Genomic DNA, 15,438 nt, shown 5'->3' on the forward strand with positions numbered 1-15,438 from the left:
TAAAAATAAAACCTATATATTTCAAGTCAGTATCGTTAACTAAGGAGAAGTCCATGTCGGTCATAAATATGGCGGATTTAGATTTAAACGGCAAACGCGTGTTAATTCGTGAAGATTTAAATGTACCAGTAAAAGCAGGTAAAGTGACCTCAGATGCACGTATTCGTGCTGCATTACCGAGTATTAAATTAGCCCTTGAAAAAGGCGCTAAAGTAATGGTTATGTCACACCTAGGCCGCCCTACGGAAGGGGAATATGATGAAGCGTTTTCTTTAGCGCCAGTTGTTGATTACCTTAATGAAGCACTTGAACAAAATGTACGTCTTGAAAAAGATTATTTAAATGGCGTTGAAATTGCTGATAATGAAGTGGTCGTTTTTGAAAACGTACGCTTTAATGTTGGCGAAAGCAAAGATGACGAAGCGTTATCTAAAAAGCTTGCTGCATTATGTGATGTGTATGTAATGGATGCATTTGGTACCGCCCATCGTGCTCAAGCGTCTACCCATGGCGTTGGTTTATTTGCAGATGTTGCTTGTGCAGGCCCACTATTGGCGGCTGAATTAGAGGCATTAGGTAAAGCACTTGATAACCCAGCTCGTCCATTAGTGGCGATTGTGGGCGGCTCTAAAGTATCAACTAAACTAACAGTACTTGATTCACTTTCAACGATTGTTGATCAATTAGTCACTGGTGGCGGTATTGCAAATACCTTTATTGCTGCGGCAGGCTACCCGGTTGGTAAGTCATTATACGAAGCTGACCTAATTGATGAAGCAAATAAGCTAAGTGCGGCTGCTAAAAGTAATAATGGTGAAATACCAGTACCTACTGATGTGGTTGTTGGCAATGAGTTTTCAGAATCAGCCGTTGCAACATTAAAAGATGTTAGCGAAGTAACAGACACAGATATGATTTTTGATATTGGCCCAGATACAGCGAGCAAACTTGCAAAAATTATTGCTAATGCAGGTACTGTTGTATGGAATGGTCCGGTAGGTGTATTTGAATTTGACCAGTTTGGTAATGGCACCCGTGCTATTGCTCAAGCAATCGCTAATTCAAATGCGTTCTCAATAGCTGGTGGCGGTGATACGTTAGCAGCGATTGATAAATACGGCATTGCCGATAAAATTTCGTATATTTCAACTGGCGGTGGTGCTTTCCTTGAGTTTTTAGAAGGGAAAAAATTACCAGCAGTTGCTATGCTTGAACAACGCGCTAAGTAATTAGCGTTTACTCAATGTAGTTAGCAATCGTTAGTTTAGGCTGCTAACTACACTGAGTGTGATCAGATATTAAATACCTCTCACCCTTATTTAATAGCTGGTTTTGTATAACGGTAGATTTGGCAAGAGCCAATACTATCGAGGTGCAGTGATTGCACCGAACTCAACTATTCCGTTCGAACTAGGTAGTTTTGCGCGTGCGCAGCTATCGACAATTTGGAGAATACCAAATGGCTTTAATCAGTATGCGACAACTTCTTGATCATGCAGCTGAACATGGTTATGGCGTACCAGCATTTAACGTTAATAACCAAGAGCAGATCCGCGCTATTATGATGGCGGCTGACAAAACTAACAGCCCAGTAATTGTACAAGGTTCAGCTGGCGCTCGTGCCTATGCTGGTGCCCCATTTATACGTCATATGATTTTAGCTGCGATTGAAGAGTGGCCACATATTCCAGTGGTAATGCATCAAGATCACGGTACCTCACCTGGCGTTTGCCAACGTTCAATTCAATTAGGTTTTTCATCAGTGATGATGGATGGCTCGTTAATGAGCGATGGTAAAACACCATCATCATATGAGTATAACGTTGATGTAACGCGTAAAACTGTTGAACTTGCACACTCTTGTGGTGTGTCTGTTGAAGGCGAGTTAGGTGTGCTAGGCTCACTTGAAACTGGCGAAGCTGGCGAAGAAGATGGCGTTGGTGCTGAAGGTAAACTAACCACAGATCAAATGCTAACTGATCCAGAAGAAGCGGCCGATTTTGTAAGTAAAACCCATGTTGATGCCTTAGCGATTGCGTGTGGTACTTCACACGGCGCGTATAAATTTACACGTCCGCCAACGGATGATATTTTGGCGATTGATCGTATTAAAGCGATCCACGCACGTATTCCTAACACTCACTTAGTTATGCACGGTTCGTCATCAGTGCCGCAAGAATGGCTTGAGATCATCAACCAATATGGTGGTGAGATCCCAGAAACCTATGGTGTGCCAGTTGAGCAGATCGTTGAGGGAATTAAGTTTGGTGTGCGTAAAGTAAATATCGATACAGACTTACGATTAGCATCTACAGGGGCTATTCGTCGCCATCTTGCGCTTAATCCAGCAAACTTTGATCCACGTAAGTATTTAGCTGAAGCGACAAAAGCAATGACAGAGATCTGTGTTGCACGTTATGAGTCATTTGGTACAGCGGGTCAAGCAGGTAAGATCAAACCAATCTCACTTGATGAGATGCACCTTAAATATTTAACGGGTGAATTAGATCCGAAAATTAAATAATTTAATTTATTAAGTTATAAAACAGCCAGTAGTGTTAAAGCTACTGGCTTTTTTATGCCTGATCGTAAAAGATCATTATTTTACCAAGCAGGGGCTTTGGGATCATTGCTTTACTAACTGTGCTTTGTTGGGATCAGATTTTTACTAAGGATCAGCTTGATTGGCAGAGGTTTTGTTATAAAAATAGCCATTTCAAAGCTTTGTTGTATAAATGATCAACAACTTATGGCTTTGGCTAGGTAAAACACTGATCCCAGATCTAACTCGGTTGGTAAACGAATGATCCCTGAAATGAAACTTGGTAGGATTTTGATCTCTGTTAATGATCGCCGATGTTAATAGGCGTTTTAATTGAGTTAGAGTGTGAAGATGCTTTCGTGGCTTACATCGTGATACTGTATAGTTGATTATTGAAAGGGGAATTTAATACAAAGTAGTAATGTAGCAATTATAAAGTATGATTTTTAAATGTGAAATTTGATAATGCATGCTAATTATGTACCTTAAAAAGGTTTATTTTGCATTTTTTACCCCGCATTTCGATTTACACGTTACACTTTCATAAAAATGTCATACTTAGTCATAATAATGAAAACTAGTTCGATAACGAAAGAGATAAATTGGAATGTCACGTAAAGTACTTGTCGTCGATGACGAAGCACCGATCAGAGAGATGCTGGTTTTTGTATTAGAGCAAAATGGTTTTCAAGCAATTGAAGCGGAAGATTACGATTCAGCCATTGCAGCGATGGTAGAGCCTTATCCAGATATGGTGTTATTAGATTGGATGCTACCAGGTGGTAGTGGAATTCAAATTGCTAAAAAGTTTAAGCAAAGTGAATATACTCGCCAAATTCCTATTATTATGCTGACTGCTCGCGGCGAAGAAGAAGATAAAGTTCGCGGTCTTGAAGTCGGTGCTGATGATTATGTTACTAAACCATTTTCACCAAAAGAATTAATGGCGCGTATTAAAGCCGTTATTCGTCGTGTGTCGCCTACTTCATTGGAAGAAGCGATTGATGTACATGGTTTACGTCTTGATCCTATTTCACACCGTGTTACCTCTGAAGGTAGCGAGTTGGATATGGGACCGACAGAATTTCGCTTATTGCATTTCTTTATGACTCATCCTGAACGTGTTTATAGCCGTGAACAGCTACTAGATAACGTATGGGGGACTAATGTCTATGTTGAAGATAGAACCGTAGACGTGCATATTCGTCGCTTACGCAAAGCGATTGCACCGCTTGGTCATGACCGTTTAGTACAAACTGTACGTGGTGCAGGCTATCGTTTTTCCAGTAAATTATAAGAGTCATGGAGATGACCAAGCCAATAATTAATTTTGGCTTAAATTTACTTACTCTAAGGTAAAGTGAGTGTATGTATCGAGTTGTTAATAAGCAGGCGTTAGCAAAGCGTCTGTTTATCTATTTCCTACCTTTATTATTAATTGGCGTGCTTATTGGTGCGCCATTTTTGCTTTTATTTTTAGGATCTTTTTCACTGCTTGTTTGGCATTATCATCAACTCTATCGGCTCAGTGATTGGCTATTGAATCAACGTAGTTTTAATCCACCTGAAGGCGAGGGGGCATGGGAGCAAGTATTTGAAGGGATCTACCATTTACAACATCGCAACCGTAAAAAACGTAATGAATTAGCTGATTTGATCCGTCGTTTTCGCGATGGCGCAGAAGCAGTGCCTGATGCGGTTATTGTTCTACAACGTGATTTAAGTATTGTTTGGTGTAATCAACTAGCTTTAAAAGTGCTTGGATTACAGTGGCCAGCGGATCATGGTCAACGGCTTGACAACCTTATTCGCGATCCTAAATTTGCGAAATACATGCAAACGGAATTGTTTGATGAAGCATTAGAACTTGAAAGTGGTCACAGTGTTGAGCAAGTTTTAGAGTTTCGGGTAATGCCATATGCCAGCTCACAATTAATGGTTGTTGTGCGTGATGTCACGCGACTGAAGCAACTTGAGCAAATGCGCAAAGACTTTGTGGCCAATGTATCTCATGAGCTACGTACGCCATTAACCGTTGTTACAGGTTACTTAGAAATGTTTGATGGCGATATGGTGCCACCACCGGCAATGTGGAATAAAGCACAAGGTACTATGCTTGAACAGTGTAAACGCATGGATAGCTTGGTAAATCAGCTATTGTCGTTATCACGTATTGAAGGCGCTCGACGTCAAGATAATGATAAAGCGATCAATGTACCGCAGTTACTTAGCTATATTAGGACTGAAGCACAATCATTGAATCAAGACAAAGGGCATGAGTTGATATTTGATATTGATGCTAACGTCGATATAAAAGGCGCTGAAGAGGAGCTGCGCAGTGCCTTCTCTAATTTAGTGTTTAATGCCATTCATTACACCAAGGCGGGCGGTAAAATAACCGTAAGCTGGCAGCTAAAAGATAATCAAGCGTACTTTTCAGTAGTTGATAATGGCGATGGTATTGCACCAGAGCATATTAATCGTTTAACTGAGCGTTTTTATCGGGTTGATAAAGCGCGTAGTCGTACAACCGGTGGCTCAGGGCTGGGTTTAGCCATCACCAAACATGTATTAACTCGCCACGATAGCCAATTGATAATTAAAAGTAAATTAGGCGAAGGATCATGTTTTTCGTTTGCTTTTAGTCGTGAAAAAACAGTGCTATTAAATAATTGAGCCAAAAAGCCAAAGTCATAAAAGTGTCATTTTAGAGTAATCTAACTGTCATCTATTCTCTTTAGAGTAGACGACAGTTAAGAAATAGACGAACAAAATCGGAGCAACCTAATGAGATTTAAAAACCTAGTAGCCGCAATGGGTGTGGCAGTAACAACATTTGTATCTGCACAAGCAATGGCAGTAGATACAGTTATTCCTGAGTATCAAAAAACCAGTGGTATTTCAGGTAATTTTTCATCTGTGGGCTCTGATACTTTAGCCAACATGATGACCTTTTGGGCTGAAGAATATAAACGTATTTACCCAAATGTGAACATCCAAATTCAAGCGGCTGGTTCATCTACTGCGCCACCGGCATTGACAGAAGGCACTGCAAACTTTGGCCCGATGAGCCGCAGAATGAAATCAAAAGAAATCGAAGCGTTTGAAAAACGTTACGGTTATAAACCTACTGAAGTACGTGTAGCGATTGATGCATTGGCAGTATTTGTTCATAAAGACAATCCAATTGAAGGTTTACGTATCGACCAAATCGATGCGATTTTCTCTTCAACTCGTAAATGTGGTGCTGATGCAGATGTGACTCGTTGGAGTGATGTAGGTTTAACGGGGAATTGGGCTGCAAAAGACATTCAGCTTTATGGCCGTAATTCTGTATCTGGTACTTACGGATACTTTAAAAACAAAGCGCTATGTAAAGGTGACTTCCGTAACAACGTGAACGAGCAACCAGGTTCAGCATCGGTAGTGCAATCAATTTCTTCATCAGTGAATGCAATTGGTTACTCAGGTATCGGTTATAAAACATCAGGCGTACGTACTGTACCACTGGCGAAAAAAGGCGATAACTTTGTTGATGCAACACTTGAAAATGTAGCAACAGGTAAATACCCACTGTCGCGCTTTTTATATGTTTATGTGAATAAACACCCGAATAAACCGCTTGCACCTATTGAAGCAGAGTTCTTAAAAATGGTGTTATCACAAGATGGCCAAAAAATTGTAGAGAAAGATGGTTATGTACCACTTTCTGGCAAGATGGCAATGGGCGAACTTAAGAAGCTAGGTCTTCTTTAAACTTAACGCCAACTATGAATTAATAAAAAACCGCGCAATGTAAATTGCGCGGTTTTTTTATATCAACTAAGTTCAGGTTAGTTAAATAGCTTCTTTTTGAGCTGTTGATGGGCATTTAAAACGCGTTTACGTTTACTTAAACCTTGGCGCTTAAAGCTCTGAATTGGCATTACGCTAGATTGCTCTTGCGGCAATGTAGGGATTGTAAAGTTAGCAACATCATCATTCGGTAATGCTATTTCTTGCTCATGTACACGTAAGGCTGCAAGGGTGTCGTTATTATCAACTTCACTCGGGCAAATAAATATGCCCATTTTACGTAATTTAACCCCTAAGCCTATGCTACTTGAATATCGTACAATTGGGGCTGCTAAGATCAATCCAACTAAAATCGGCGATAACCACCAAAAGAATACAGGCGTAAAGTAATAAGCAATACCGCCCCAAGCTAAGGCGATTAAGGTTGATAGTAATGTGTAACCTATCGCTTCTTGCCACGGAACCATGCGGCCTGAGCGAGGCTGGGCGTCCCACGTTACTTTTTTACCTAAAAATACACACACCACAAAGTAGCTATGAAAAACCATCATCAGCGGGGCGATAATAATGGCAAACACGGTTTCAATGATTGAGCCTAAAATTAATTTAAATGAGCCGCCAAATTGTTTATTACGATGGATCAGTGTGACAATAATCCCCATTAATTTCGGTAATAATAACAACACAATTGTGACAAAAAGCAACGAGTTAATTAATTCTGTTTTTGCTATTTGCCAAGTCGGAAATAATTGATATGCCTGATTAAAATAGACATTACTGTTTAGTGCGCGGGTGACCGCATCTATGGTACTTAGCACTAACATTGATAACCAAATTAATGATGAAATATATGCCGTTGCACCTAATAAAAAGTGCAGCTTGCTCATTATTTTTAAACCCGACGCAGGTAACAAACCTAAATGTTGAATGTTGCCTTGCACCCAACGCCTGTCGCGAATAGCGTAATCTAAAATATTACTCGGTACTTCTTCGTAGCTACCTTGTATATCACTGAGTAATAATACATCCCAGCCAGAACGATGCAGTAATGATGCTTCGACAAAGTCATGACTTAAAATTTCGCCGCCGAAAGGGGCATTACCTTTGAGCACCGGTAAACCGCAGCAATCAATAAACGCTTTAACCCGAATGACGGCATTGTGGCCCCAGTAATTAGCGTGATTAGTCTGCCAAAAAGCTGAACCGGTTGCTAGCATTGGACTATAAAGTACTGACGCAAACTGTAGAAAGCGACCAAAGAAGGTATCTTGCCTAACAGGGATCGGAATCGTTTGAATAAGCCCAGCTTGTGGATTGTTGATCATGCTGCTGGTGAGCTCAAGCATACACTGACCCGTCATGATGCTATCTGCATCAAGTACAATCATGTGCTCGTATTTACTGCCCCAACGCTCGCAAAAGTCAGTTAAGTTACCTACTTTACGGTGTTTGTTATCTTCACGGCGGCGGTAAAAAGTTTGTTTGGCAAAATCACCTAGGCGTTCGGTCAAGGCATGCCACGCTTTTAGCTCATTGTTAGCTATTTCTTTATCTTGTGTATCACTTAATAAGTAGAAATCAAAATGCGCAAATTGGCCTGTTTTTATCAGTGAACGTAAGCTCACTTCAAAACCTGCGATAACTCGCTGCGTATCTTCATTGTAGATAGGCATAACGACAGCAGTTCTGGTTTTACTCAATGCTTGCTGATCAATTTCGATTGCTTTTTGGCGCGTCAGTGTCAGCGGGTCAATTCTAAATAATTGTAAAATAAATCCCATACAGCCACTGCAAAATGCGGTCACAATCCAAGTGAAGGTAATTGAAAACAGCGCAAGTAATGCATACTCAAGCGGGGTCATGCCATTTGAATTTAAAATATCAAACATGATCCACATACCATAAGCTGAGATGGCTAACACTAACAGTGAAAAAAGCCATACACGAGTCTTTTTAAAAGGCATTGTACTGTTACTCGACGTCATTTGGATACCAGACATAACTCCATACCTCGCTAACTTCTTTGTCACGTAGTGTTAATGATAAGCGCATGTCTACAGGCTTACCGCCCTCTGGCGCGACTTTAAAAGCAACACGCCATCCTTCATTATTTGGTAATTGTTGAACTGTTTTATCGCTTATTTCACCTGAATTTAGGGTCAAATTAGCAAGCAATTTTAGTTTGGCTGACAAGTTGTTAATATTGTCACCAGTGAAGTCAACCGTAAATTGGCGATGACTTTTTGGTGGTGGATTTTCTTCACCGGGTAATGCAGCACTTCCAATGCGAGTGCGTAAAACTCGGGCTTTATCTTGGCTTGCAAGCGCCGCGTTAAATGTTGACAATTTATAACTAAAACTAAGTGTTTCACCTGCTTTAAGTGGTTGCTCTGGTACCCAATAGCTAACGATATTGTCATTGGTCTCGGTATCAGTCGGTATTTCTACTAACTCAACTCGACCATTTCCCCATTGTCCTTGTGGTTCAATCCACAGGCTTGGGCGGGCATGATAATGTGCCTCAGTATCGAGATAGTTATTAAACTCACGGTCGCGCTGTGCTAGTCCAAAACCTTTTGGATTGTCATAACCAAATGACGTTACACTAAGCTGTTTAGGGTTATTTAGCGGACGCCACACCCATTTATTGTCTTGTGATTGCATTAGTAAACCATCAGAGTCATGTACTTCTGGTCGGTAATCATCAAAGAATTTAGTGCTATTTTCGCCGTGGTAAAACATGCTTGTAAGCGGTGCTATACCTAGTTTTTTGATATCTTTTCGGGCGAATATTTGCATTTTAGTTGTTACTTCAGTTGCTGTTGATGGACTGATCTCAAAACGATATGCGCCAGTAACAGAAGGACTATCAAGTAATGCATATAGCACAATATGTGTGTCTTCAGGTTTTGGCTTAACTAACCAAAACTCTTTAAATACTGGAAACTCTTCACCAGAGCTGAGTGCTGTATCAATCGCTAGGCCACGTGCTGAAATACCATACACTTGATCAGGGCCCACTATGCGAAAATATGAAGCGCCTTGAAATACAGCAACTTCATCTTTGTAGTCGTTATTGTTTAGAGGAAAGTGTAATCTAAAACCGGCATGCCCCAACTGAGTGGTGCCTAAAGCCGCGGTAATTTCCTGCTCAAGTGGTGCTGCGGTGCCATCATAGCGGTAGTAATCAGTTTTAAATGGTAGATTTTTTACCTTTGCATCAGCATCAACTGTGTTAATCGCGATAGGGTTTTTATAGAGAAAACCTGGATGGAATAACTGTACCTCATATAAACTTTCATCTTTCCAGATCGCATGATCTTGACGAAAACGAATCGCTCGATAGTCCTGATAATTAATATTATTTAACGCATCAACAGCAATTACGGGAGCTGCTACGTAGTCTTTGGCAGCCAGTTGTTTGGCTCTAGCTGTTACCACCGCAAATAATTTTTCAGAAGGGATTGTAAGCAAAGTTGGCTGTGTAGTTGGTACAGCATCAGCAGTATCCGCATCAGATTTTGTTATTGGTTGTTCTGCCGCACTGACATTACATGCACACAAGGCTAATAATGCACCTAATAATACCCTCGTTTTAAATGATGGATACAGAGCTGCCCGCGTTATCGTTTCCATGAGGTTTTTTCCTTTAGCCGTTATCTGGTTAATTTTAAAATGCTTTAGTTAGTTGAATTCAAGTTTGCAAAAAACGAACCTAAAATAAACTTATATATTTCAATGACTTTATATTTACTAGTATCGTAGAGGGTGTACTTTCTTTGTATAAACTGAAAATAATTACACGCAATGTATGACTACTTATTACTAATGTCAGTAGATATTACTAGAGTAAACCTTGCTATAAGGTGAATGGCAGAAAAATCACGATGGTTGGATGTAGAAAGTTTGCCTAAAGTAGGCGCTGGGAGGGAGGAAACTTGCCAATCATGATAATTGGCAAGTTAACATTAGTTATTGCACATTACCTAATGCTTGGGCATTTGCTTTGCATTGGTTATAGGCTTCAATACATTTAGTATTACATACTTTATATACCATGCCTTCGCCGGTGCTTTGCTGTTCGCAGTTCACTTCACATTGATAATTCTGTTGTGCGCATTGCTGCATTTCTGGATTTTCTATTTGGTTTTGACACCCAGCTAATATGCCTATACACAGCGAAATGCTTGATAATTTTAATAATGAATTCATGCTTATCCCAATTATTGTTATGTAATATCAACGAGCAGATTGTCTATTAGCCTTACTGGCCCTAAGAAGGCTGCCGCCAAAATCACTAGTTGACTATCATTGAGTGTAGCTTTTTTTAAGGTATCGCGCTGAGCTATTTCAAAGTAGTCAATTTTGAGCCCTGCTTGCTCTAGTTGCTGCTTTGCTTGTCGGCATATGTCGTCAAAATCACGCAGCCCCGAGTTTAACTGTTCTGCGCTCCAATTAAGGGTTTTAAATAGCACTGTCGCTGTTTCTTTTTGAGCTTCTGATAAGTAGCCATTGCGAGAGCTCATAGCTAACCCAGACACTTCACGGCTGGTTGCAACGCCAATAATTTCTACTGGAATTGACAGGTCATGAGCCATGGTTTTAATCACTTGCAACTGTTGATAGTCTTTTTCACCAAAGCACGCATAGTCAGGTTGTACTAAGTTAAATAATTTAGTAACCACCGTTGCTACACCGCGAAAATGACCTGGACGTGATCCGCCGCAATAACCCATTGATATATTTGGCACATCGACAAAGCTTTGCGCATCTAAACCGTTAGGGTAAATGGCTTCCACACTTGGGGTAAATACAATATCAGTACCAAGCTCTGCCAGTCCTTGTTTATCCGCAATGAGGGTGCGCGGGTAGTTATCAAGATCTTCGTTGACACCAAATTGCATTGGGTTTACAAAAATACTAACCACGACTTTATCAGCCATGTTTTTGGCTTTCTCAACGAGTGAAAAATGCCCTTGATGTAGATTACCCATAGTTGGCACTAGTGCTACACTAAGCCCTGCTTGGCGCCATGCTTTAATTTGACTACGTAATGATTTTATTTCAGTGATCGACTGCATTATTTAAACTCATGTTCCGTGCTTGGAAAAGCACCACTTTTAACGTCGCTACAATATTTTTTAACCGCATCCGGCATATTGCCTGTTTCGAGTAAAAAGTTTTTAGAAAATTTAGGGATGTAACCTGCTGAAATGCCAACTAAGTCATGCATGACTAGAATTTGGCCATCAGTTTGATTACCTGCACCAATACCAATGGTAGGAATATTAACCGCGTCAGTAATTAATTTGGCAAGTTCAGATGGAATACATTCAAGAACCAGCATTTGTGCGCCTGCCGCGGCAAGCGCCTGAGCATCGCTAATCATTTTTTGTGCTTGTTGTTCACTACGGCCTTGGATTTTAAAACCACCAAACACATGTACTGATTGCGGTGTTAAGCCTAAATGTCCACATACCGGTATACCTTGTTGAGTCAGCGCAACAACTGAGTCATACAGCCATTCGCCCCCCTCAAGTTTGACCATGTTAGCGCCAGCTCGCATTAATTCTGCTGCATTTTTACAGCTCTCGGCTGGGTTTGAGTAGGTCATAAATGGCATATCTGCAATGACGAATAAATCACGGCTCCCGGCGCGTACGCTGCGAGTATGATATGCAATATCTTGATTGGTGACAGCCAGTGTATCGTCGCCACCTTGTAACACCATGCCTAACGAATCACCGACTAAAATAACGTCTACGCCGTTATCATGAAATAACTTTGCAAAGCTGGCATCGTAGGCCGTTAATGCCGTGATTTTTTGTTGGTCTGCTTTCATTTTATTAAGCGTAGAAACGGTTATTTTAGACATAGTATCCTCGTAGGCAACGGCCTGAAATTAATTACAGAGGTAATTGTTGTAATTCGTTTAGTGCCAAATTAGTGCTAATACTGTGAAGTAATATACCATTTGGCAGCGTAATATTTGGGGCTATTTCAAGTAGCGGGTAAACCACAAACTCGCGTTCAGTTAGACCATAATGTGGCACAATTAAACGCTCGCTATTAATGACTTGATCACCAAATAATAAAATATCAATATCTAAGGTGCGCGGCCCCCAGCGCTGTGCTTTTCGTACTCGACCGTGTTCAAGTTCTATCTGTTGTGTTAAATCAAGCAACTGCTCAGGTAATAGCGTGGTTTTTAGCGCCGCAACAGCGTTAACGTAGTCAGGTTGATCTTGCGGGCCCATCGGTTTACTAGCGTAATAATGCGATACACCAATAAACTCGCAATCAGCCAATGCACGCAGTGCTGCAACAGCATGATCTAGCTGAGTACGAGGGGCGTTTAAATTAGCCCCTAAACCAAGGTAGACGGTTTCCATGATCATTCAGCCGCTGGTTTTGGGCTGCGGCGGCGAGTACGACGACGGCCTTTTGTTGCGCCTTGCGTACCTAACGCTTTAACTAGCTCTTTTTGACCATTGATGTCTTGTTTTAAATAGTCAGTCCACCAGTTAACTAATTGCTGATGCTGTTTTTCACCGGCCTGTACGCGCAAAAGTAAAAAGTCATACGCAGCTTTAAAGCGTGGTTGCTGTGTCAGGCGATATGCACGTTGTCCTGAGCGTTTATCTAAGCGGTGTTGAATATGCCAGATATCACGAGCGCCAAGGGTAAAGCGTTTTGGTACGGCGATATGTTGGGCATTATCACTGAGTACTTTGTTCATACCTTGAGCGAAAGCATCGTATTCAGATAGTTGCTCTTGTTCTTGCAGTGCTTTAGTGATCTGCAATAATGGGAACCATAACAATGCAGCAAAAATAAATGCTGGAGTTACTTTTTTCTCCGCATTAATACGCTCATCTGTATTACGGAACATCTGTTGAATTAAAGCGAATTCTAAGCCATCAGGATTACTATCTAAAATACTATCAAGGGCTGGAAATAATGATTTGTAAAGGCCATATTTACGTAGCATTAAAAAGTTTGCTTCGGCCTTGCCATTTAAAAACAGTTTCAGTGTTTCTTCAAATAACCGCGCTGCAGGTATATTATCTAACAGGCTTGCTAATTCATTTAATGGTTGCTCGGTTGCCGGTGCAATCGACATATCGAGTTTGGTTGCAAAGCGAACTGCGCGCAGCATACGTACAGGATCTTCGCGGTAACGGGTTGCTGGATCACCAATCATCTCGATTTGTCGAGCGTTAATAGCTGCTAAGCCATTAGCATAATCATGGATTGAAAAATCATTAATTGAATAATATAACGCATTGATTGAAAAATCGCGGCGTTCAGCATCTTCTTCAATACTACCAAAAACATTATCGCGCAGCAGTTGTCCTTGGTCACTCGATTGGCTAATTTGGTTTTTATCTTCAGGCGCTTCGTGATGACCACGCATGGTGGCCACTTCGATTATTTCACGACCAAAAACAATGTGTGCTAAACGAAAGCGACGGCCAATTAAGCGGCAATTACGAAATAGCTTTTTAACCTGATCAGGAGTGGCATTGGTGACCACATCAAAATCTTTTGGTTGTTGACCTAACAAAATATCACGAATGCAACCACCAACAAGGTAGGCATCAAAGCCTCCGTCTTTCAGGCGATATAATACCTTGATTGCATTTGGGCTAAATTGTTTGCGAGAAATACCATGCTCATTGCGTCCAACTATTAAAGGCTGCGCAGAGACTTGTGTATGTTCGGCTGTTACAGAGGCGGTTGGGCCAATAATTTGCCGACAAAATTGAAAAAGCTTGGAAATAATAATCTGTCTCCTACAGAATTCGGTTATTTGATGGACGCCATCAAAATCAAACCAAGTATAGCTTCACTTTGCTATTAACTGCACATGTGTTGCGTTTACTTGGTAATACCTATGGTATTAGAGTCTTGTTCATTCTAGTCAGTTAAACAGTCATTGCTAGGGTTAAAATTTTCTAGCATAACGATGCTGGAAATTATTATCCTGTTATTGAGCTACTTGACTGTTGCTATAATAGTGTACAACCTTAACGCAATTGGTATTAATTAAATGAATTGCACATTTAAGGTGGGCTATCATATACCAGCACAGCTTAAAAATTAAGTTGAAGGCCTTAAAATTAGCCCTTTTTAGTGAATTTTTATTTGTTTAAATGCGTAAAGGCGGTTGTATGACTGTGCGGGTTTTGCGAAATTTGAATTTGTGTCATTTTAGGGACGTTTTGCAAGCTGTAATTGTCGACTCCCCAAGCTAGCATTTGCTCGATATTTAGTTCAAGTAATTCATCTTTGGGCGCCAACCCTAAAAATTCGAATGCACTCAGCAAAGCCGGTTTGGGGTTACTTTTGCTAATAGCTGGGGCATAGTTTTGTTTTGATAATTTAAACCCAGGTTTAGCGACTGCTAATGGTAAATGTGCGTAATGGGGGGCCGTGGCAGCTAATTGTTTAAATAAACTCAATTGGCGTGCGGTTGGTTCAAGCAAGTCTGCGCCGCGTACGACATGAGTGATACCTTGGGCAATATCGTCTGCGACCACCACTAGTTGATAAGCAAATAGCCCATCACTGCGCTTTATTAAGTAATCTTCGTGGGCGAGATCATGAGCTACATTTATCTCACCTTGAATGAGATCATGGTATTGGCATGTAGCATGTTGCTGAATTAAACGCAGTGCGCTGCTGTTCTGACTATGCTTTAAATGACGACAATGGCCTTGATAAATACCGCCAAGCGCTTTAATTTCTTTGCGCGAGCAGTGGCAAGCATAAATTAGGTGCTGGTTATTTAGATTATTAATGGTATGCGCATACAAGTCATGGCGTTGAGTTTGATAGGCTACGTCTTCATCCCAGTACAAACCATAGGCTTCTAAGGTATTGAGAATATCTTTAGCGGCGCCGTCTACAACACGTGTGGTGTCGATATCTTCAATACGGACTAACCAAGTGCCTTGGTTGCTTTTCGCGTCAAGGTAGCTGCCCACAGCCGCCACAAGAGAACCAAAATGAAGTGGTCCAGAAGGTGACGGCGCAAAGCGACCGCGATAGTTGCGCATAGGCGCAGTAACGGCTGTGGTAGACATTGATTAATTACT

Annotated in this window: 13 protein-coding genes; 5 read left to right on the plus strand and 8 right to left on the minus strand. The window is 40.9% G+C overall.

Annotation, left to right across the window (positions count from 1 at the left end):
* Positions 1-53 precede the first annotated feature (53 nt).
* The 5 genes from H5182_RS05835 to H5182_RS05855 all read left to right on the plus strand — a co-directional run bounded on the left by H5182_RS05835 (position 54) and on the right by H5182_RS05855 (position 6,298).
* The gene (locus H5182_RS05835; RefSeq protein WP_145235359.1) at positions 54-1,229 is read left to right on the plus strand and encodes a phosphoglycerate kinase; all 1,176 of its coding nucleotides are present in this window, start codon (positions 54-56) and stop codon (positions 1,227-1,229) included.
* A gap of 230 nt (positions 1,230-1,459) precedes the next feature.
* Positions 1,460-2,524 (plus strand): class II fructose-bisphosphate aldolase, encoded by a 1,065-nt coding sequence (gene fba / locus H5182_RS05840; RefSeq protein ID WP_145235361.1) that lies wholly within the window; start codon positions 1,460-1,462, stop codon positions 2,522-2,524.
* 625 nt (positions 2,525-3,149) lie between these two features.
* The gene (gene phoB, locus H5182_RS05845) at positions 3,150-3,839 is read left to right on the plus strand and encodes a phosphate regulon transcriptional regulator PhoB (RefSeq protein WP_145235364.1); all 690 of its coding nucleotides are present in this window, start codon (positions 3,150-3,152) and stop codon (positions 3,837-3,839) included.
* Between the two features lie 71 nt (positions 3,840-3,910).
* On the plus strand, positions 3,911-5,218 hold the full coding sequence (gene phoR / locus H5182_RS05850) for a phosphate regulon sensor histidine kinase PhoR (protein ID WP_149982118.1): 1,308 nt from the start codon (positions 3,911-3,913) through the stop codon (positions 5,216-5,218).
* 111 nt (positions 5,219-5,329) lie between these two features.
* Entirely contained in the window at positions 5,330-6,298 is a 969-nt protein-coding gene (locus tag H5182_RS05855) for a PstS family phosphate ABC transporter substrate-binding protein (protein WP_145235368.1), read from the plus strand.
* A 77-nt stretch (positions 6,299-6,375) separates the two neighbouring features.
* Here H5182_RS05855 and mdoH read toward each other — a convergent pair whose 3' ends face one another.
* The 8 genes from mdoH to gluQRS form a co-directional block, all read right to left on the minus strand.
* Positions 6,376-8,337: a glucans biosynthesis glucosyltransferase MdoH gene (gene mdoH, locus H5182_RS05860; RefSeq protein ID WP_182759696.1), complete on the minus strand. Its 1,962-nt coding sequence runs from the start codon at positions 8,335-8,337 to the stop codon at positions 6,376-6,378.
* Positions 8,309-9,973, minus strand: coding sequence for a glucan biosynthesis protein (locus H5182_RS05865; protein WP_257325401.1), 1,665 nt, complete (start codon positions 9,971-9,973; stop codon positions 8,309-8,311). The genes mdoH and H5182_RS05865 overlap by 29 nt, the downstream gene beginning before the upstream one ends.
* Before the next feature lie 336 nt (positions 9,974-10,309).
* Positions 10,310-10,549 (minus strand): hypothetical protein, encoded by a 240-nt coding sequence (locus H5182_RS05870; RefSeq protein ID WP_145235371.1) that lies wholly within the window; start codon positions 10,547-10,549, stop codon positions 10,310-10,312.
* A gap of 17 nt (positions 10,550-10,566) precedes the next feature.
* Complete coding sequence (panC, locus tag H5182_RS05875) at positions 10,567-11,418, minus strand: pantoate--beta-alanine ligase (RefSeq protein WP_145235373.1); 852 nt, start codon at positions 11,416-11,418, stop codon at positions 10,567-10,569.
* Positions 11,418-12,212 carry a 3-methyl-2-oxobutanoate hydroxymethyltransferase gene (panB, locus tag H5182_RS05880; RefSeq protein ID WP_145235375.1) on the minus strand — a complete coding sequence of 265 codons (795 nt, stop codon included), beginning with the start codon at positions 12,210-12,212 and terminating at the stop codon, positions 11,418-11,420. Before panB ends, panC begins: the two co-directional genes overlap by 1 nt.
* Positions 12,213-12,243: 31 nt before the next feature.
* Positions 12,244-12,729, minus strand: coding sequence for a 2-amino-4-hydroxy-6-hydroxymethyldihydropteridine diphosphokinase (gene folK, locus H5182_RS05885; RefSeq protein WP_145235378.1), 486 nt, complete (start codon positions 12,727-12,729; stop codon positions 12,244-12,246).
* A 2-nt stretch (positions 12,730-12,731) separates the two neighbouring features.
* Positions 12,732-14,090 carry a polynucleotide adenylyltransferase PcnB gene (gene pcnB, locus H5182_RS05890; RefSeq protein WP_310741275.1) on the minus strand — a complete coding sequence of 453 codons (1,359 nt, stop codon included), beginning with the start codon at positions 14,088-14,090 and terminating at the stop codon, positions 12,732-12,734.
* A 391-nt stretch (positions 14,091-14,481) separates the two neighbouring features.
* Positions 14,482-15,426 carry a tRNA glutamyl-Q(34) synthetase GluQRS gene (gene gluQRS / locus H5182_RS05895; RefSeq protein WP_182759697.1) on the minus strand — a complete coding sequence of 315 codons (945 nt, stop codon included), beginning with the start codon at positions 15,424-15,426 and terminating at the stop codon, positions 14,482-14,484.
* Positions 15,427-15,438: the final 12 nt, after the last annotated feature.

The organism is Pseudoalteromonas sp. SG44-17, from assembly GCF_014164235.1.
GTDB classification, from domain to species: Bacteria; Pseudomonadota; Gammaproteobacteria; order Enterobacterales; family Alteromonadaceae; genus Pseudoalteromonas; species Pseudoalteromonas rhizosphaerae.

What these genes read in the sequence shown, in the direction of transcription:
- fba (WP_145235361.1), top strand. Translation starts at nt 1,460, where the DNA reads ATGGCTTTAATCAGTATGCGACAACTTCTTGATCATGCAGCTGAACAT.
- H5182_RS05835 (WP_145235359.1), top strand. Translation starts at nt 54, where the DNA reads ATGTCGGTCATAAATATGGCGGATTTAGATTTAAACGGCAAACGCGTG.
- phoB (WP_145235364.1), top strand. Translation starts at nt 3,150, where the DNA reads ATGTCACGTAAAGTACTTGTCGTCGATGACGAAGCACCGATCAGAGAG.
- panB (WP_145235375.1), bottom strand. Translation starts at nt 12,212, where the DNA reads ATGTCTAAAATAACCGTTTCTACGCTTAATAAAATGAAAGCAGACCAA.
- H5182_RS05855 (WP_145235368.1), top strand. Translation starts at nt 5,330, where the DNA reads ATGAGATTTAAAAACCTAGTAGCCGCAATGGGTGTGGCAGTAACAACA.
- H5182_RS05865 (WP_257325401.1), bottom strand. Translation starts at nt 9,973, where the DNA reads ATGGAAACGATAACGCGGGCAGCTCTGTATCCATCATTTAAAACGAGG.
- mdoH (WP_182759696.1), bottom strand. Translation starts at nt 8,337, where the DNA reads ATGTCTGGTATCCAAATGACGTCGAGTAACAGTACAATGCCTTTTAAA.
- panC (WP_145235373.1), bottom strand. Translation starts at nt 11,418, where the DNA reads ATGCAGTCGATCACTGAAATAAAATCATTACGTAGTCAAATTAAAGCA.
- folK (WP_145235378.1), bottom strand. Translation starts at nt 12,729, where the DNA reads ATGGAAACCGTCTACCTTGGTTTAGGGGCTAATTTAAACGCCCCTCGT.
- phoR (WP_149982118.1), top strand. Translation starts at nt 3,911, where the DNA reads ATGTATCGAGTTGTTAATAAGCAGGCGTTAGCAAAGCGTCTGTTTATC.
- H5182_RS05870 (WP_145235371.1), bottom strand. Translation starts at nt 10,549, where the DNA reads ATGAATTCATTATTAAAATTATCAAGCATTTCGCTGTGTATAGGCATA.
- gluQRS (WP_182759697.1), bottom strand. Translation starts at nt 15,426, where the DNA reads ATGTCTACCACAGCCGTTACTGCGCCTATGCGCAACTATCGCGGTCGC.